The organism is Anaerococcus prevotii DSM 20548, from assembly GCF_000024105.1.
GTDB lineage: Bacteria > Bacillota > Clostridia > Tissierellales > Peptoniphilaceae > Anaerococcus > Anaerococcus prevotii.
Genome location: NC_013171.1, coordinates 633,841 through 652,362, shown reverse-complemented (window position 1 = coordinate 652,362; position 18,522 = coordinate 633,841). Strand labels below are relative to the sequence as shown.

At 38.7% G+C, this 18,522-nt stretch carries 10 protein-coding genes, 1 tRNA gene and 2 rRNA genes; 2 read left to right on the top strand and 11 right to left on the bottom strand.

The features are described from left to right. Positions 1–84: 84 nt before the first annotated feature. From APRE_RS02950 to APRE_RS02905, 10 genes are all read right to left on the bottom strand, one after another. Complete coding sequence (locus APRE_RS02950; RefSeq protein WP_015777515.1) at positions 85–1,476, bottom strand: CAMP factor family pore-forming toxin; 1,392 nt, start codon at positions 1,474–1,476, stop codon at positions 85–87. A gap of 46 nt (positions 1,477–1,522) precedes the next feature. Beyond that, positions 1,523–2,953 carry a CAMP factor family pore-forming toxin gene (locus tag APRE_RS02945; protein WP_015777514.1) on the bottom strand — a complete coding sequence of 477 codons (1,431 nt, stop codon included), beginning with the start codon at positions 2,951–2,953 and terminating at the stop codon, positions 1,523–1,525. A 1,007-nt stretch (positions 2,954–3,960) separates the two neighbouring features. Beyond that, positions 3,961–7,016: ribosomal RNA gene (locus APRE_RS02940) — 23S ribosomal RNA — on the bottom strand. A 175-nt stretch (positions 7,017–7,191) separates the two neighbouring features. Beyond that, positions 7,192–7,268 (bottom strand) — tRNA-Ile (locus tag APRE_RS02935). Positions 7,269–7,347: 79 nt separating this feature from the next. Continuing rightward, positions 7,348–8,873 (bottom strand): 16S ribosomal RNA (locus tag APRE_RS02930). Together the 16S and 23S rRNA genes with 1 tRNA gene alongside form the textbook arrangement of a ribosomal RNA operon. A gap of 255 nt (positions 8,874–9,128) precedes the next feature. Next, on the bottom strand, positions 9,129–9,617 hold the full coding sequence (gene msrA, locus APRE_RS02925; protein WP_015777513.1) for a peptide-methionine (S)-S-oxide reductase MsrA: 489 nt from the start codon (positions 9,615–9,617) through the stop codon (positions 9,129–9,131). Then, positions 9,614–10,090 (bottom strand): threonine/serine exporter family protein, encoded by a 477-nt coding sequence (locus tag APRE_RS02920; RefSeq protein ID WP_015777512.1) that lies wholly within the window; start codon positions 10,088–10,090, stop codon positions 9,614–9,616. Before APRE_RS02920 ends, msrA begins: the two co-directional genes overlap by 4 nt. A 9-nt stretch (positions 10,091–10,099) precedes the next feature. Continuing rightward, entirely contained in the window at positions 10,100–10,885 is a 786-nt protein-coding gene (locus APRE_RS02915; protein ID WP_015777511.1) for a threonine/serine exporter family protein, read from the bottom strand. A gap of 7 nt (positions 10,886–10,892) precedes the next feature. Further along, positions 10,893–11,660 carry a J domain-containing protein gene (locus tag APRE_RS02910; RefSeq protein WP_015777510.1) on the bottom strand — a complete coding sequence of 256 codons (768 nt, stop codon included), beginning with the start codon at positions 11,658–11,660 and terminating at the stop codon, positions 10,893–10,895. 305 nt (positions 11,661–11,965) lie between these two features. After that, complete coding sequence (locus tag APRE_RS02905) at positions 11,966–13,735, bottom strand: ABC transporter ATP-binding protein (protein WP_015777509.1); 1,770 nt, start codon at positions 13,733–13,735, stop codon at positions 11,966–11,968. A gap of 114 nt (positions 13,736–13,849) precedes the next feature. Between APRE_RS02905 and APRE_RS02900 the strand changes: the two genes are divergently transcribed. Both APRE_RS02900 and gltA read left to right on the top strand, forming a co-directional pair. Continuing rightward, on the top strand, positions 13,850–14,686 hold the full coding sequence (locus APRE_RS02900; protein WP_015777508.1) for a sulfide/dihydroorotate dehydrogenase-like FAD/NAD-binding protein: 837 nt from the start codon (positions 13,850–13,852) through the stop codon (positions 14,684–14,686). Next, positions 14,679–16,070, top strand: coding sequence for an NADPH-dependent glutamate synthase (gene gltA, locus APRE_RS02895; protein WP_015777507.1), 1,392 nt, complete (start codon positions 14,679–14,681; stop codon positions 16,068–16,070). Before APRE_RS02900 ends, gltA begins: the two co-directional genes overlap by 8 nt. A gap of 142 nt (positions 16,071–16,212) precedes the next feature. Here gltA and APRE_RS02890 read toward each other — a convergent pair whose 3' ends face one another. Continuing rightward, positions 16,213–18,516 carry a YhgE/Pip domain-containing protein gene (locus tag APRE_RS02890; protein WP_015777506.1) on the bottom strand — a complete coding sequence of 768 codons (2,304 nt, stop codon included), beginning with the start codon at positions 18,514–18,516 and terminating at the stop codon, positions 16,213–16,215. Positions 18,517–18,522 lie beyond the last annotated feature (6 nt).

The following is an 18,522-nucleotide window of genomic DNA, read 5'->3' as shown; positions in this document are numbered from 1 at the left end:
AATTATAAATAAAGCTGTTAAAAAATATATAGAAGTCCACTAAACATTTTTCAAACAGCTTTTATTTAATAGTTTTTTATTTACTTAGTTAAAATCAAATATTAGATATCCATCATCAACTTCGGCCTCTTCACTTTCTTCCTCTCCAAAGTCTGGAACTATTGTCTCCTCTGATGCTCTTAACCTATCCCTATTGTATGTGTAAGTTTCATAGGAACCATATTCAATTTCGTCAGTGTCATGTCCAAATCCAACAATTATATCGTTGTTATCACTTGGATTAAATCCATCTGGTAAGAAGTCGAATGATGGGTTATTTAACCAAAGGATTTTTGCTATCCTTGCAGGATCTGGAGTTTGTGATTGTACATTAAACTCTCTCCATGTTATAGCTTCACCGTCTCTTAGAGCTAGGGCTGATTCAAACTCTTCTGGATATTTTTCTCTCAAATCAGTTATATAATCTCTTAAAATATAAATACCTTCTGCAGCTCTTTGATAAGAAACGTCTCTTGCTCTTCTTACATCAGTTGCTTTTCTAAGTTCTTTATCAAAATTTGCCTTATCTTCATTTGATAGATATCTATTAGTCTTACTTCTGATAGTTCTCATTTCGTTAAGTTGCTTATCTATAGTTCCGCTTAGCCATTTTGGACTAGCATAGATGTCTTCTTCAAGTAAGGCTTGGATACAAGAAGATTTTAATCTTGCATCTAATTCTATAAGATTTTTAACTTGAATTTGTTTCCTACTTTCACGGCTAATATCATCGATTTCTTTTCTTAGAGAGTTTCTTACAAATTCTCTCTTACCCTTTACTCCTACTTCTGAAAGATCGTCCCTATAGTAGTTGTTTTGTAGTCTTCTTGCATCTGAAAGAGACTTATTAAATACTCTTTTTAGATAAATAGTTGCAAAGTCATCAGCTGTCAAGTCTGGCATTTGCACCAATTCATCCATTACATTTGATATTCTCTCGCAAGCTTGTTCAATTTCATCTACTGATGCGAAAGGATTTAGAGCAGTAATTATAGCAACTGCAACCTCACCTGCGGCCTTGCTGTGAGCAGCTTGAACCTTATAGACTAATTCTGTAGAACATCTGTGGATGAAAATTCCTGTAAGTCCTAGAAGTTTGATTCTTGGAGCAATAGAATCTAGGTCATAAATTGTTTCAGCATTGAACTTTTGGGCAGCTGGTGGTAGATCAAAAGACCTATCTTCTGCAAGAGTTATCAGATCTTCCTGATAAGCTTTCATCAAAGGTACATTTTTTACTTGATTATTCTCTAAAAGTGTAGCTCCTTCTAGCTCATCTTCTTGAGACATTTGTGGGAAATTTTTCTCATATTCTTCGATTAAAGAATATTGACCCATATCAGTAACTTCTTCATTGTCAGCACTTGCTATTGTAGGTGAAATTACGTTAGCTAGGATAGCAGCAGCAAGTGCCATAGCGGCGATTTTTTTCTTCATAGTATTTTCCTCCTAAATACTCACTATAGTTACAATTTGATTTATACTAATTTGGATTAGTAAAATCAGGATATATAAGATCCGGATTCTCACCATCCATACTAGTAGTAACAATTTCATCCCTCAGACTTGCCCTTTGACTTACATAAGATTCATAAGGACCACGTTGGGCTTTCTGACTTCCAAATCCAATAATTATACTAGATCCAGAAGCCTGCATACCAGCTGGTATTTTATCAAAAGTTGGTGATACGAGCCAAGTTATGCTTGCAACTTGGTAAGGTTCGATAGTTGTTTGTGGAAGATATAAATCGAAAGCACCTAACTCTTCCCCACTAAAGACTTCGGGATATTTATCTAACAGGGAAGAATTAAAATCCCATAGATCATAAACCGCATCTGCAACTTCCTCATACTTTATATCTCTTTCACGTCTTCTATCAGTCAAAGTCTTAACCAACCTTTGCCATATATCAAAATCTTCCTGGCTAATCTTAGGTCTATATCTTGACTTCAACCTATTTTGTCTATTAATCTCTGGCTGAATCACATCCCTTAGCCAGATGTTACTAGCAAGGACCTCATTAGATAAAAGCACTGAGGAAGTAGCAGACTTAAGTCTCGCATCAAGCTCTAATAGCTGACCGAAGGTGATTTTCTTGTTGACTTCTCTTGCTATATCATTAACCTCTGCCTTAAAAATATTTTGTATATAGGCTTCCTTGCCAGCAATTCCATAATCTCCTTGGTAAAATGACCTATTATAAATCTTTCTGGCTTCCCTTATATTCTTATTCATAAGTCTTTTCACATAAACTGTTGCCAGATCTCCAGAAGTCATATCTCTCATAGCTCTAATCTTTTCTCTATTAGAATCAAACTTATCTATAGCTCTAAGAACATCTTTTCTTCCATTGAAAGGATTTATAGCAACCATAACAGCTTCAAAACAAATCTGAGCAGTCAAGTTGTGAGCTTCCTGAATCTTGTAGATATTAACCGTAGTCATTTCATTAATAAAGCTAGAAACCATTCTTAAAAGCTGAATCCTAACCCCAATTGACCCTATATAGAAAAACTGTTGAGGATTATCCACATTGAGATTGCTAGGTAAATCAATAGCCCTATCAGCCGACAATAAAGCTAATTCATTCTCCGCCTCCTTCATCAAAGGGATTTCGTAAGCCTTATCTTCTTCTATTCTTGCCCCCATGAGAACAGAAGCCTCTTGTCTTAACTCTTCATCACTTAGACCCAGATCATAATCTTCATTAATTTGGTCAAGATCTATTTCATTAGCCTCTAAAAGCTCTTCAGTAAGGTCATCACTTTCTTCTAAATCTTCACCTTCATAAATGTAGATATCGTATTCATAATCGTCATCTGCAAAAGACTGATTAGGAAATAAAGCTACAAGTGAAGGTAAGATGAAAGAAGAAGCAAGAAGAAGCGCTCCTACCTTGTTTTTCAATTTCATAACTAACTCCTTTACTCCAAGAAACAAACCATAAAATATTTTATATATAAATAAATGTAACATAATTAAATACCATTGTCAATTTATGAAAATGTTTTCTTAGTTAAGTTTCATTAAAAATATTTAAAGTAAATAATATTTTACAAATTTATCTTTAAAATAACAAATAACTTCTTAAGTAAAAAGACAAATAAGAAGAATATCAATATACCCTCCAAAATAACAATCTGCTAGTGTGTCTAAATTTAGTCAAATTACTAATTTATATTTCTATATTATATATATCAAGATAGGAGCCTAAAATTCTAGTTCTGAAAGAAAAAATATATAAAACTCGAACAATATCTATAAAAAATCACTAGTAAAAATATCTTAACTAAAAGAAAACACTTTCGTCAAAGTTAAAATTTAGAAATTTAAAAAATATGATATTTAATATATAGCAAGGAAATCCAAAGAGCAGAAATTAAAATTATAAGAAAATATGCTAGAGGAAAAGATCTGCCTAGCTTGTTATATATTTTTCCTTAATAATTAAAAAAATATTTGATTAAAAAATATAGACTAAATCAGAAATAGTTTTATTAGATAAAAAGTTATATCGAATACCAGATAAATATACTTATAGAAATTAAAAACGTCCCCCAATTATTAAGCTCTCTTTGTCACAAAGATTCTTCAAGTTTATACATATACCCATCCTAGCTAAAAAGCCTATATTTATGATAAGCAAGGCTAAGTGTAAAGTTTAGAGAGATATATTTCTTATATAATAAGCTAAATTTTGCAAAAAAATAAATTGTCAGTCTATCTTACTAAATAGCAGTCGAGTTAAACTTCTCGATTCTAAGTGATTGTTATCCTTAGGATTGGTCCGTAAGTTCCTAGCCAAGCTTTCATAGAAAGCTTAGGGAGCCCACGACTATATAAAAATAAGTACAAAAAAAGACTGAATAATCAGTCTAAATTAATTTATTATTAAACCTTCTAAATAGCAATAAATATTTCCAGTCAAGATTTAAAGTTTAGTATCCATTAGCTTAATACATTACTGCACTTACACCTTGGACCTATCAAAGGTATTTTCTTTACCTACTCTGAGAAATCTTATCTTGAGGCCTGCTTCGTACTTAGATGCTTTCAGTACTTATCAATTCCACACGTAGCTACCCAGCTATGCTCCTGGCGGAACAACTGGTACACCAGCGGTGTGTCCATCCCGGTCCTCTCGTACTAGGGACAGATCCTCTCAAATTTCTTACGCCCACGCTGGATAGGGACCGAACTGTCTCACGACGTTCTGAACCCAGCTCGCGTGCCTCTTTAATGGGCGAACAGCCCAACCCTTGGGACCTACTTCAGCCCCAGGATGAGACGAGCCGACATCGAGGTGCCAAACCTCCCCGTCGATGTGGACTCTTGGGGGAGATAAGCCTGTTATCCCCGGGGTAGCTTTTATCCGTTGAGCGATGGCCCTTCCATGCGGTGCCACCGGATCACTAAGTCCGTATTTCTACTCTGCGCAACTTGTAGGTTTTGCAGTTAAGCTCGCTTCTGCCTTTGTACTCTACGAATGGTTTCCGTCCATTCTGAGCGAACCTTTGAACGCCTCCGTTACTTTTTGGGAGGCGACCGCCCCAGTCAAACTGCCCAACTGACAATGTCCGATGCCCTGATTCAAGGGTCATCGTTAGAACTTTAATATTAGAGGGTTGGTATCCCAAGGGTGACTCCACATACACTGGCGTGCGTGTTTCAAAGTCTCCCAACTATCCTGTACGTCTAATCTCAAAGTCCAATATCAGCCTACAGTAAAGCTCCACGGGGTCTTTCCGTCCTAGCGTGGGTAAGTCGCATCTTCACGACTACTACAATTTCACCGGATCCTTTGTTGAGACAGTGCCCAAATCGTTACACCTTTCGTGCGGGTCGGAACTTACCCGACAAGGAATTTCGCTACCTTAGGACCGTTATAGTTACGGCCGCCGTTTACTGGGGCTTAAGTTCTAGCCTTCGCTTATGCTAAGCCTTCCCCTTAACCTTCCAGCACCGGGCAGGTGTCAGCTCCTATACTTCATCTTTCGATTTTGCAGAAACTTGTGTTTTTGGTAAACAGTCGCTTGGGCCTGGTTTCTGTGGCCAGATCGCTCTGGCTCCCCTTCTCCCGAAGTTACGGGGACATTTTGCCGAGTTCCTTAACAAAGGTTCTTCCGCGCGTCTTGGTATTCTCTACCTCCCTACCTGTGTCGGTTTTGGTACGGGCGCTTTGGTCTTGATAGTGACTTTTCTTGGCAATTTGAAATCAGCTACTTCTCTACTTGTGTTTTCGATACCTATCAAAGCTTAGCCTTGTGTCATGCGGATTTGCCTACATGACAGCCTCACTTTTTAGACTAGCATCCATCAGCTAGCTTAGCTTATCCTCTTGCGTCATCACTTCTCTATAGCGACTTTAAGCGGTACAGGAATTTAAACCTGTTATCCATCGGCTACGCCTTTCGGCCTCGCCTTAGGTCCCGACTTACCCTGAGGGGACGAGCCTTGCTCAGGAATCCTTAGGGTTTCGACGGGGATGATTCTCACATCCCTTCTCGCTACTCATGCCAGCATTCTCTCTTGTATGCGCTCCACACGTGCTTTCGCTTATGCTTCTTCGCCCATACAATGCTCCTCTACCACTGATAGAGAAATTAAAATTGCTGGTAAATACTTTGACGTTTTTAACCAGTTGCATATTTCTTTATGCGATTGTTTGGTGATTTCGTAGTTTACAACTTACCTTTTACTTGTTTTGCGTAATTAGTTTATTGATAACTCGTTTTATCTTGATTGTTTTTTTAATATTTCCGTCTAAGTTTTACCTTTTCTCTTTTGTTTGAGTTGATAGCAATTTTAAATTCTCTATCAATCCGAAGCTTCGGTACTGGATTTTAGCCCCGTTCATTTTCGGCGCAAACCCACTTGACCAGTGAGCTATTACGCATTCTTTAAATGCATGGCTGCTTCTAAGCCAACGTCCTGGTTGTCTTAGTAGGTTCACATCCTTTTCCACTTAATCCAGATTTTGGGACCTTAGCTGTCGGTCTGGGCTGTTTCCCTTTCGACTTAGAAGCTTATCCCCCTAAGTCTGACTCCTTGATCTGATTTTTTGGCATTCGGAGTTTGATAGGTTTTGGTACGGTAAGCCGCCCTAGACCATTCAGTGCTCTACCTCCTTAAATCTTAATCAAAGGCTAGCCCTAAAGCTATTTCGAGGAGAACCAGCTATATCCGAGTTCGTTTGGTTTTTCGCCCCTATCCACAGTTCATCCGATACGTTTTAAACCGTACCCGGTTCGAGCCTCCAGTGAATTTTACTTCACCTTCACTCTGACCATGGATAGATCACCCGGTTTCGGGTCTATCGCATCTAACTATTCGCCCTATTAAGACTCGCTTTCGCTTTGGCTTCATCTCTTAAAGATTTAACCTTGCTATATACGATAACTCGCTGGCCCATTCTACAAAAGGTACGAGATCACTCTTTAGAGCTCTCTCTGCTTGTAGGCACTAGGTTTCAGGTTCTGTTTCACTCCCCTTTCGGGGTTCTTTTCACCTTTCCCTCACGGTACTTGTTCGCTATCGGTCACATGTTAGTATTTAGCCTTAGGGGATGGTCCCCCTATCTTCACAACGGATTCCTCGTGTCCGGTGCTACTTTCCTCCCTGGTTTATTTAGTTTTCGTCTACAAGACTTTCACTTTCTTTGGTTCATCTTCCCAGATGATTCGACTAACTAGATATTCCTCAATGGATTAGGCTCTTTTCTTTTCGCTCGCCGCTACTTGGAAAATCGAGTTTTCTTTCTTTTCCTCCTGTTACTTAGATGTTTCAGTTCACAGGGTCTTGCTTTACTAAGCTATGTATTCACTTAGTAATGACTGTGTCTTCCACAGCCGGGTTTCCCCATTCGGAGACCTAGGGGTCAGTGCTTTTTGTGAGCTCTCCCTAGTTTTCGTTCACTTACGTCCTTCATAGCCTTCATGTGCCAAGGCATCCACCTTGCGCCCTTTCTTTCTTGACTGGAAATATTTTTTGCTATTTAGTTTTCATCTTAGCTATGCTAAGTGGTTCAGTTTCTAATGACTCTATCTTTTGCCAAACTCGTCGGCTTGCTGACAAAGTTTCTTCGAAACTTTGAAACGCCGCGACGTCTGACCTTCATTCCATTTGCTTTGCAAATGGTGATAGGTCATGATTGGTGGACCTGAGTAGACTCGAACTACCGACCTCACGCTTATCAGGCGTGCGCTCTAACCACCTGAGCTACAGGTCCAAACAATAACCAACCTTATTTATTTCTATGAGATAAAATATCTCCATGAGAAGTCGACGTGTCGACTTCTCATCCTTAGAAAGGAGGTGATCCAGCCGCACCTTCCGATACGGCTACCTTGTTACGACTTCACCCCAGTTACTGACCCTACCTTCGACTGCTGCTCCCTAAAGGTTAGCTCACAGGCTTCGGGTATTGCCAACTTCCATGGTGTGACGGGCGGTGTGTACAAGACCCGGGAACGCATTCACCGCAGCATTCTGATCTGCGATTACTAGCAACTCCAACTTCATGCACTCGAGTTGCAGAGTGCAATCCGAACTGGGACAGGCTTTTTGAGTTTTGCTTAACTTCGCAGTCTCGCTTCCCTCTGTACCTGCCATTGTAGCACGTGTGTAGCCCAAGTCATAAAGGGCATGATGATTTGACGTCATCCCCACCTTCCTCCGGTTTGTCACCGGCAGTATTGCTAGAGTCCCCAACTTAATGATGGTAACTAACAATAGGGGTTGCGCTCGTTATGGGACTTAACCCAACATCTCACGACACGAGCTGACGACAACCATGCACCACCTGTATTACAGTCTTCCGAAGAAGTAAGAGTCTATCTCTAGACCCCGCCGTAATATGTCAAGACTTGGTAAGGTTCTTCGCGTTGCGTCGAATTAAACCACATGCTCCGCTGCTTGTGCGGGTCCCCGTCAATTCCTTTGAGTTTCACACTTGCGTGCGTACTCCCCAGGCGGAGTGTTTATTGCGTTAGCTGCGGCACCCAGATTATTCCAGACACCTAACACTCATCGTTTACGGCGTGGACTACCAGGGTATCTAATCCTGTTTGCTACCCACGCTTTCGTACCTCAGCGTCAGTTTATGGCCAGAAAGTCGCCTTCGCCACTGGTATTCCTCCTAATATCTGCGCATTTCACCGCTACACTAGGAATTCCACTTTCCCTTCCATACCTCAAGATGAGCAGTTTTAAAAGCTTACTATAGTTGAGCTATAGGATTTCACTTCTAACTTGCTTATCCGCCTACGTACCCTTTACGCCCAATGATTCCGGACAACGCTCGGACCTTACGTATTACCGCGGCTGCTGGCACGTAATTAGCCGGTCCTTATTCGTATGGTACTGTCATTTTCTTCCCATACAAAAGATTTTTACAACCCGAAGGCCTTCTAAATCACGCGGCGTCGCTGCATCAGGGTTGCCCCCATTGTGCAAAATTCCCCACTGCTGCCTCCCGTAGGAGTCTGGGCCGTGTCTCAGTCCCAATGTGGCCGTACACTCTCTCAAGCCGGCTACTGATCGTTGCCTTGGTGAGCTGTTACCCCACCAACTAGCTAATCAGACGCGAGTCCATCTTACACCGATAAATCTTTGATGATAGCTTCATGCGAGGCTATCATATCATAGGGTATTATTCGTCGTTTCCAACGGCTATCCCCTTGTGCAAGGCAGGTTACTCACGCGTTACTCACCCGTCCGCCACTAATCCACTTAAGGTCACTCCGAAGAGATCATTTAAGCTTCATCGTTCGACTTGCATGTGTTATGCACGCCGCCAGCGTTTATCCTGAGCCAGGATCAAACTCTCATAAATAGTTTGTTATGAGAATCTCTGATCAAGACTCTTTCATTTACATCTGACTCACATCAAATGCGTGATTTAAATTTTGTTATCCTTTATTTCAAAAGAATTTTAGGTTATGTTATTGTTTATTTAATTTAATTGGTTCCATCAGCTCTCGCCGACTGTTATATAATACCATGGATTTTTGCCTATGTCAAATATTATATTAAAAAAATATTAGATGCCCTGTTTTTATTCCTGGACATCTATGTTTTCTCTAGCTTTTTAGTTGAAATCAGGCCTATCTAATAGATTGACATGGCAGTAGCCATTTGGATTTTTCTTTAGATAGTCTTGGTGATATTCTTCTGCTTTTATATAATTTTTTAGTTTTTCTACTTCTACTTGTATTTTTTCTTCTTCGTTCTTTTGTTTTTCTTCTAAGAATTTTCTTACTTCTTCTAGTATCTTTCTATCTTCAGAATAGATTCCAGTCCTATATTGTCTACCCAAATCTCCACCTTGTTTGTTAATTGAAAATGGATCTATTATATAGTAAAAATATTCAAGTAATTTCTCTAAGCTAATTTCTTCATCTTCATAGGTCACTTTTACTGTCTCGGCGTGGTCTGAGTTTTTGAGATTTTCGTAGAAGGTATCCTCTGTTAGGCCATTAGCATATCCTGCTTGTGTTTTTTCGACTCCTTCTAATTGTTTAAAGTAGGCATCTACTCCCCAGAAGCATCCGCCTGCTAGATATATAGTTTGTTTCATTTTTTCCTCCTAAAGTAGTTTAAGTAGTTCGTTCTCTTGACTTTTCTTCTTCTAAAGTTTTTCATATTTCTTGAAAATGATGACGATAAAAGTATCCCAAATGAAATCGCTCCAGCTATTGCAAGGGCCTTAGACAAGGTTAGAAGAACCAAGGCACTTTCGTTATTGATAAAGTATTTCATCGTGTTAAATATAGCTTCTCCTGGGCAAAGATTGATTACACCAGGAACGATAAAGACCAAGGCTGGAAATTTGAAATATCTTGCACAGAATTCTGATATAAATGATATGACGAATGCTGAAAGAAAAGTTCCTATATAGACGCTTCCTGTGTAGGCTATTGTCATTTTATATATTACCCATCCGAATCCTGCGTTTAAGGCAGATATTAGTAGCGGTTTTTTGGGAACTTGAAATATCAAAGCAAATCCTATAGCCGCTATGGAAGATACTATAAATTCTTGTAAATACATTTATCCTCCTTATCTAATGTAAGTTGCTATAGTTATTGGCATAGCAACTCCAAGGGCTAGTGCGGTAGAAACTAAGATAGCAGTTGTAGCTCCAGTAAGTCCACTAGTTACATCCCCACTCATCAGATCTCTCATGGCATTTGTCAGAGTGATTCCTGGAAGAAAGGCCATCATCGATCCTATTACGATTTTATCTACTGCAATATAAGGCAGGAAGTGTCTAAAAGTTACCGTGATTAAACTTACTACGAGCCCTGCAATAAAGTTTACTAGAAAGAAGCCGAACTTTGCCTCCTGAAACTGAAAACTTACTATATATGATACAAATCCTACTAAGAAAGATATTAGCATATCTGTAATTTTTCCTCCCAATAGGATTGTAAAGGCAGCGGCAGAAAGGGCTGAACCAAATATTTGAAAGGCTAGTGGGTAACCAGGATCTTCTTTAATCTTATTTAATTCTCTTAGGGCTTCCTGTAGGCTGTAATTGCCGCTTACAAATTCTCTTGAAAATGAGTTAACCTTGTTTATATAGTAGAGGTTAAAGGTCCTAGACTTAACTCTTCTGATGTTGGTGTGGATTTCCTGGTTGAAGGAAAAAGATAGGACTATGACATTGGCAGTAGAGTAAACATCTACATCTTTGATGTTTTTTTTGCTTCTTATTATTCTTTCTACTGTATCCTCCACCCTATAAATTTCTGCTCCATTCGCTAGCATTATAGCTCCAGCGTTGGATGCGATTTCTGAAAGGATAACAGCCTGATCTAGGCTAGATATTGCTTCAGTAGTCATAATTACCTCATCTATAGTTCGTCTTGTACTTATTGATATTTTCTTCTGTCAAGAATTCGTAGGCGTCATTTACTTCCTGGAATTTCTCTGTAGCATTAGGATCCTTGTTTATATCAGGGTGATATTTCTTGGCAAGCTTTCTATAGTTGAGCTTAACTTGGTAGATATCTGTTTGATAATCTACCCCAAGAACATTGCAGGCCTTCTCATATTTTTCCTTAAAGCCAAGGTCATTTGTCATATTGCTATAGCCTGAATTTGTATTATAGGAATTCCAATTCCCCTGGTTCATGTTAGTGTAGGTAAATCCCCTAAACATTTCCTCAAACCTTCTATTCATTTCTTCTTGACGAAATCTTGCTGCTTCTTCGGCCGCCCTTCTTCTTTCTTCTTCTCTTTCAAACTTATACTTGTTCGAATAATCAGAAATGGAATCGTAGCCGACTTTCTTTCCTGTTATCAAAGTATCAGCCCTATCGTACATCCACTCTGTCAGCGTGTAGTTTCCGTATTTGAGCATGGATATAAACTTGGGACCAAGGATTGGAATGATTAATATTATAAATATAACCGTCCACCACTTCCTCGGTATAGCCAAAGCAAAGACAGGAAAGAAAAAAAATGTCGAACAACCAAATACAAATATCAACATTAGTAATTGTCTGATTCCTTCAAAGGTCATGGTTATTACGTTCATTATGTTTATTAATAGATTAAATATACTTCCCAAAATAGTGGCAAGCACATGTAAAATCTTACCGAAAAATTTTCCCATATTAACTCCTTATCTATTATAGGATTATACGACTTGAAGCTAATAAAATCATCGTATTTAGAAAAACTTTGCTAAAAGCTGTTTTATTAAAATTCCCCAAAGAAAAAGCAGGTCTCCCTGCTGAAAATATAGACAATCTAAAAATCACCCTTATTTCGACCGAACGGAGTGAGTGGAGAAATCTAATGAGATCCCTCCACGCGTTCGTTTCGCTCACTTGGTCGAGATAAGGGTAAATTAAATATATAAAATTTTTAATTAAATCTACTTTTTCTACACTATGAACAGATTTTCCTGCTCCCTCTTTATCCAAACAAGTCTGTATTGTTTGAATTATATAAATTATAATAGACTCCCTTTTTGGCAAGGAGGTCCTTGTGGTTTCCTCTTTCTACAATTCCATCATAAGTTAAGACTAGGATTTCGTCTGCATTTATTATTGTAGAAAGTCTGTGTGCTATGGTAAGGGTTGTTCTTCCCTTACTTAGTTTTTCTAGAGATGATTGAACTATCGCCTCGCTCTTATTATCAAGGGCGCTAGTCGCCTCATCGAGTATCAGTATTGGTGGATTTTTGAGAAATACCCTGGCTATAGATATTCTCTGCTTCTGTCCACCAGAAAGCTTAACCCCACGCTCTCCTATATAGGTATCAAATCCATATGGTAGGTCCTTGATAAATTCCAAGGCTCCTGCAAGCTCTGCTGCCTTTTCGATTTCTCTATCTGTAGCATCTTCCTTACCGTATTTGATATTATCCTTAATAGTTCCACTGAAAAGATAGACATCTTGTTGTACTATTCCAATATTATCTCTTAGGGAGTCAATGGTTAGGTCTTTGATATTATCCCCATCGATTCTAATAGCACCATCATCTACATCATAAAATCTTGGGATTAGCTTGGATATAGTGGTCTTTCCTGCGCCAGATGGCCCAACTAAGGCTATATTTTCTCCTACATCAATTGTAAAGGACATATCATCTAGGACATAAGGATCTTCCTCTTTTGTCTCAGGGTATTTGAAATAAACATGGTCAAATTCGATCTTTCCTTTAACGTCCTCTAAATCTCTTGCCTCATCCTTATCATAGATATCCCTATCGAGATTCATGATTTGGACAAATCTTTCGATACCAGTTGTCCCTCTCTCGTAAGTATCGGTAAAGTTAATTAGCCTTTCGATAGTTGCAACTAGCATGTTTAAATACATAGTAAAGGCTATAAGATCTCCTGCAGTGATTTGCTTTTGGATTACAAAAATTCCTCCGACAAGGATTAATACTGCATACATAAAGCCAGAAAAGGCATCCTTGACACAGAAGTATTTGGCCATATTGAAGTATTGGTCCTTCTTGATATCGGCAAACTTCTCATTTTCCCTGCCAAACTTTTCCTTTTCTATATCTTCATTGGCGAAACTTTTTACAACATTGATTCCAAGTAGGGTATCCTCGATCCCTGAGTTTATGGCACCAATTTGCTTTCTTGTATTCATAGTCGCCTGTCTAAACTTCTGTCTGGATTTCCTAGAAAATATATACATAATTGGTATTAGGATGTATATAATTAGGGAAAGTTGCCAGTTGATAGTTAGAAGGACTACAAAGGATACAGCAAGCTTAATGGCTGCTACTAAGAATTCTTCCGGTACATGGTGGGAAAATTCTGTAATCTCGTTTAAGTCTGTAGTCATCCTCGCCATAAGCTGGCCAATTTTGGCCTCATTGAAAAACTCCGTATCCATGGTCAAAAGATGGGAGAAGACATCCCCTCTCATATCCTTTTCAATTAATGCCCCCATGATGTGGCCATAGGATTGCATGATAAATCTTGACACAACCTCTATAAACTTAGTCGCAAGGTATATTAGAGCGACCTTTCCTAGCCTAGGCATATCGAGAAGGCCCAACTGAGCCCAATCTGTTAAGTAGGATAGCAATAGAGGAAGAACTAGCTGACTTATGGTCGTAAGAGCAGCTGATAATAAATCTATAGTGAGTACTTTCTTGTAAGGTCTATAATAAGGTATAAATCTTTTAAGCAAATACTTGTTAGTATATTTTTTCTCTGTCATATTTCTCCTTCCTTTCAATAATATCAATAATATATACTCTACTGTTTCCCTATACTTTTGCACCCTTATTGTAAATTAGCTTAGTATTTGATAATATTATATTAGGAGGATCTTATGGCAAGAATTATAGAAAAAACTAATCTAAATGACAATACCATTAAATTTGTTGTCAAGGCACCAGCTATTGCAAAAAAAGCCTTGCCTGGCCAATTTATTATTCTTAGACTTGATGAGAAAGGCGAGAGAGTTCCCTTTACCATCTCATCAACAGATGATGAAAATGTAACTATTATTGTCCAAATCGTTGGCGGCACTACTATGAGGATGAATGCCTTAAAGGCAGGAGATGGCTTCCTCGACTTTGTAGGTCCACTGGGAAAGCCTACCGAGCTTGATTATCTAAAAGGTAAAAATGTCTGTGTCGTTGGGGGAGGCTTGGGTACTGCTATTGCCTATCCACAAGCCAAATACCTTCATGAAATCGGAGCTAATGTAGATGTGATAATGGGCTTTAAGAATAAGGATATAATAATCCTAGAAGATGAGCTTAAGGCTTCTTCAGATAATTTATACATAACAACAGACGACGGATCTTATGGCAGACAAGGATTTGTAACCCAAGTTCTGGAAGATCTCATAAAAGAAGGAAAAGAATACGACCACGTCCTTACTATCGGTCCTGCAATCATGATGAAAAATGTAGTAAATGTTACAAGACCTCACGATATTCCTACCACAGTTTCAATGAACTCTATCATGGTTGATGGAACAGGCATGTGCGGCTGCTGTAGGCTTACAGTTGGAGGCGAAATGAAGTTTGCTTGTGTAGATGGTCCAGACTTTGATGGATTCTTGGTTGATTTCGATGAAGCTATGAATAGATCAAGAAATTACGCTACAGAAGAGCGTGATCATATATGCAATCTAACAGGGGAGGTAAGAAATGGCTAAGTTTAATATGGCAAAAACAAAAGTTCCAATGCCAGAACAAGACCCTGATGTAAGAAATAAAAATTTTGACGAGGTAAGTCTTGGATATACATTAGAAATGGCCAAGGAAGAAGCTACAAGATGTATCCAATGTAAAAACAAGCCTTGTGTATCAGGTTGTCCAGTAGGAGTAAAAATCCCAGAATTCATCCACCTAATCCTTGAAGATGACCTAGACGGAGCTTACGACAAAATAGCAGAGACCAACAATCTTCCCGCAATCTGCGGTAGGGTATGCCCACAAGAGGTCCAATGTGAAGGAAAATGTACGAGAGGCATAAAAGACGAGCCTGTAGGAATCGGTAGACTTGAAAGATTCGTTGCAGATTATAGAAATAATAAAAAATACAACAAGCCAATCGAAGTAACTAGCGTAAATAAGAAGGTCGCAGTTGTAGGAGCTGGCCCTTCTGGTCTTTCTGCTGCAGCTGACCTTGCCAAAAGAGGCTACTCAGTAGTTATGTTCGATGCCTTTCACACAGCTGGAGGAGTCTTAATGTATGGTATACCAGAATTTAGACTTCCTAAAAAACTCGTTCAAAAGGAGCTTAAAAACGTAATAGGTCTAGGTGTCAAACTTCAGACTAATACGATCGTAGGAAGGACAATTTCTATAAAAGACCTCTTCGATCAGGGATTTGAAGCGATCTACCTTTCTACTGGAGCAGGTCTTCCAAGATTTTTAGGTATTCCTGGAGAAAACTTAAATGGAGTATATTCAGCTAACGAATTTTTAACAAGGATGAACCTTATGAAGGCCTACAAGTTCCCTGAATATGACACGGCAGTCCATATAGGAAAGAAAGTCTGTGTGGTAGGTGGAGGAAACGTGGCGATGGATGCAGCAAGATCTGCCAAGAGAATGGGAGCGGATGTAACTGTTGTCTACAGGAGAAGCTTCGAAGAAATGCCTGCAAGAATCGAAGAAAGCCACCATGCCAGAGAAGAAGGTATCAAGTTTATGAATCTTCACAATCCAGTAGAAATCATAGGAGAAAATGGCTGGGTTAAGAAGGTAAGGCTTGAGAAAATGGAATTAGGAGAGCCAGATAGCTCTGGCAGGAGACGTCCTATAGCTACGGGTGAATTTGAAGAATGCGAGTTTGAATCTGTAATAATCGCCATAGGCCAATCACCTAATCCACTTATCAAAAACACCAACTCAGATATAGATACAGAAAGCTGGGGTGGAATTATAATAGATGATAGGACTATGACCACAAAGGAAGCTGTCTTTGCTGGAGGAGATGCAGTAAGTGGAGCTGCAACAGTAATTCTTGCCATGGGAGCAGGTAAAAAAGCCGCAGAAAATATAGATAAATATTTAAGAGAAAAAGATAAGTAAGATAAAAGCTCTTAAAGCTATTAAATCAAGCACTTCCCATAATTAACAATTATGGACAAGTAAGATTTAGATAAAGCTTTAAGAGCTTTTTATTTTAGTTTTAGTCATCAAAAAAGAACCCACTTTCGCAGGTTCTTGATTTTTATTTGATCTTTTGAATTATCCTAGATCTTGTTTCGAAGTCATCACTTGTGCCTGTAATTGAATTGTTTTCTTTAGCAAGCTTACTCATTTCATCTAAGATTTCTGAAATTTCATTTACTTCAGATGTTTTATTGGCAATTTCATCGATTCCCTTTGCCTTGTATTCGCTTAGGCCAGATCTAAACTCTTCAAATGAAGCCATATATTGATCACTTCCGTCTTTTAATTCTTTGGTAGATGAATCAAGCTTCATTATTCCATCATTTAGTTGGTTTAGCCCTGCAGCCATAGGGTTTATAGCTTCTTCATTGATGTTTCCTAAGGATGATAGGGCCTTGCTTCTTTCGGCAAATTGTGCCAATCCTCCTGAAAGTTCTGCACTACCTTCTCTTAGGCTTTGAGAGTTACCGTCAAGCTCAGATACAGCAGCTGCTAAGTTTTCAACACCTGCCCTATTTTGGCTAGTTCCTTCCTTAAGTTTAGCTGATCCTTGTTTTAACTTTCCTGTAGCTTCATCTAGCATAACTATAGATTCTTGTAATTTGGCTAGATTGCTCTTATCGAATCCCTGGCTTATTTTCTCAGTTCCTGCAGCAAGGCTCTTTGAAGCCGTAATCATCTTATCTGATGAAGCCTTTAATTTCTCATCGATATCACTTGCTCCCTTATAAGCCCCGCTGATTCCTCCGCTAAGCTCGCTTGCTCCTTGGGAAAGAAGCTCAAGAGATCCTGAGATTTGGCTATAAGCATATCCTGCTGTAGCCACGCTTTCACTTTCTTTGTAGAGATTGTCTCTAACAGCTCTTAGACTTTCGATTTGACCTGTTAGATTTCCGTCTTCGTTATTTTCTTCTAAGTTAGCTATCACTGCATCAATTGCTTGAGCTTGAGCTGTAAGATCGGCTGAATTTTGATCAAGACTAGGCATATTTTGGGTGGAAGATAGGAGATTATTAACTCCACCACTTAGCTCTCGACTTGAGTCTTCAAGTTTACTTAATCCTTGGCTAAGCTCACTTACTCCTTGACTTAATGGAGCAATTCCTGTTGATAGGCTATCAAGTCCTGTCCTTAGTTCATTCATGGATTCGCTAAATTTGCCCAAGTCTTCTTTGCCATCAGTCATTCCCATTTTTTCTTTTAGTGTTGATGTTGCATTATCAAGTTTTAGAAGACCATTATCTAGGTCACTTGCTCCAGCTTCTAGTTGTCTACTAGCTTCAGTAAGCTTTGGCATATTTTCATTAATCTTATTAACTCCGGCAGTGTATTGGTTGATACCTTGATCTAGACTGCTTCCTCCATTATTTAGCATGTCAATTGCTGAAGTCATTGTTCCGACTTGGTTAGGTAGGTCCGCAAAGGCATTAGCCATTTGATCGAATGATGATACGATTTTGCCAGAACCTGCTGCAAGCTCGCTAGCTCCATTACTTAACTGACCTATACCATCATTTAATCTATTGCCCCCATCTGCCAATTGATTAGATCCATCAACAAGCTTAGCTGCATTTGATTCAAGCTCATCAATTCCCTTGTTTAAATCGTCTAAGGATGAGATATTAGCGGAATCTTGGAAGATTTCGTTTGTAATTACTGCATAGACCTCAGTAGGCTTGTAGTCTTTTACATCCATTTCCATCTCGATTTTATCCTTGAACTTATCAAGTTTATCATCTTCAAGGATTTCTTTAAAGTTTTGTCTAAGTCCTGGTGCGAGAACTCCTGCGACAACTTCGTTTTTACCATCTTTTACGACCTTGCCGTCGTCTGTTTTTATATTTGTAACCTTATCTTCATCGAAGTTAATTTCAGCAAGTACTAGATATGGTGAAAATACCTTTTGTTCTTTACCATTTACTGTAGCTATTCCGCTTCTTTTGTTCTTAGCTGATATTTCGATTTTTAGGTGACCAGATTTTCCTTCTAGGTCTTTAACCTTAGTCTCCTTACCATCTAAAAAATATTTTACAGAAATATCTACAGGAAGGTCTTCTTCTGCTTGTCCTTGATAGTAGACATCCTTGCTATCTTCATTCCAATTTATATAACCATCTTTTGGATCAATTTTTTCATCTGTCTTTAGGTTTTTGATATCTTTAAGATTAGACTTATCCTTAACCTTTACATTCCCATCTGAGTTGATCCAGATTGAAGCTGTCTTATCTTTTATTTCATTTTCTTCTTGTGTTACATACAAGGTTTCGTTTTTCTTAACTGTCCCATCTGCAAAAACTACATTTGTCACAAGCATGGATCCTGCGAGCGCTACAGATAAGCTTTTTACAAGTTTATTTTTCATATTTTC

Excerpts from the sequence above, each read along its gene's own strand:
- APRE_RS02950 (WP_015777515.1), bottom strand. The coding sequence starts at position 1,476 with ATGAAGAAAAAAATCGCCGCTATGGCACTTGCTGCTGCTATCCTAGCT.
- APRE_RS02945 (WP_015777514.1), bottom strand. The coding sequence starts at position 2,953 with ATGAAATTGAAAAACAAGGTAGGAGCGCTTCTTCTTGCTTCTTCTTTC.
- msrA (WP_015777513.1), bottom strand. The coding sequence starts at position 9,617 with ATGAAACAAACTATATATCTAGCAGGCGGATGCTTCTGGGGAGTAGAT.
- APRE_RS02920 (WP_015777512.1), bottom strand. The coding sequence starts at position 10,090 with ATGTATTTACAAGAATTTATAGTATCTTCCATAGCGGCTATAGGATTT.
- APRE_RS02915 (WP_015777511.1), bottom strand. The coding sequence starts at position 10,885 with ATGACTACTGAAGCAATATCTAGCCTAGATCAGGCTGTTATCCTTTCA.
- APRE_RS02910 (WP_015777510.1), bottom strand. The coding sequence starts at position 11,660 with ATGGGAAAATTTTTCGGTAAGATTTTACATGTGCTTGCCACTATTTTG.
- APRE_RS02905 (WP_015777509.1), bottom strand. The coding sequence starts at position 13,735 with ATGACAGAGAAAAAATATACTAACAAGTATTTGCTTAAAAGATTTATA.
- APRE_RS02900 (WP_015777508.1), top strand. The coding sequence starts at position 13,850 with ATGGCAAGAATTATAGAAAAAACTAATCTAAATGACAATACCATTAAA.
- gltA (WP_015777507.1), top strand. The coding sequence starts at position 14,679 with ATGGCTAAGTTTAATATGGCAAAAACAAAAGTTCCAATGCCAGAACAA.
- APRE_RS02890 (WP_015777506.1), bottom strand. The coding sequence starts at position 18,516 with ATGAAAAATAAACTTGTAAAAAGCTTATCTGTAGCGCTCGCAGGATCC.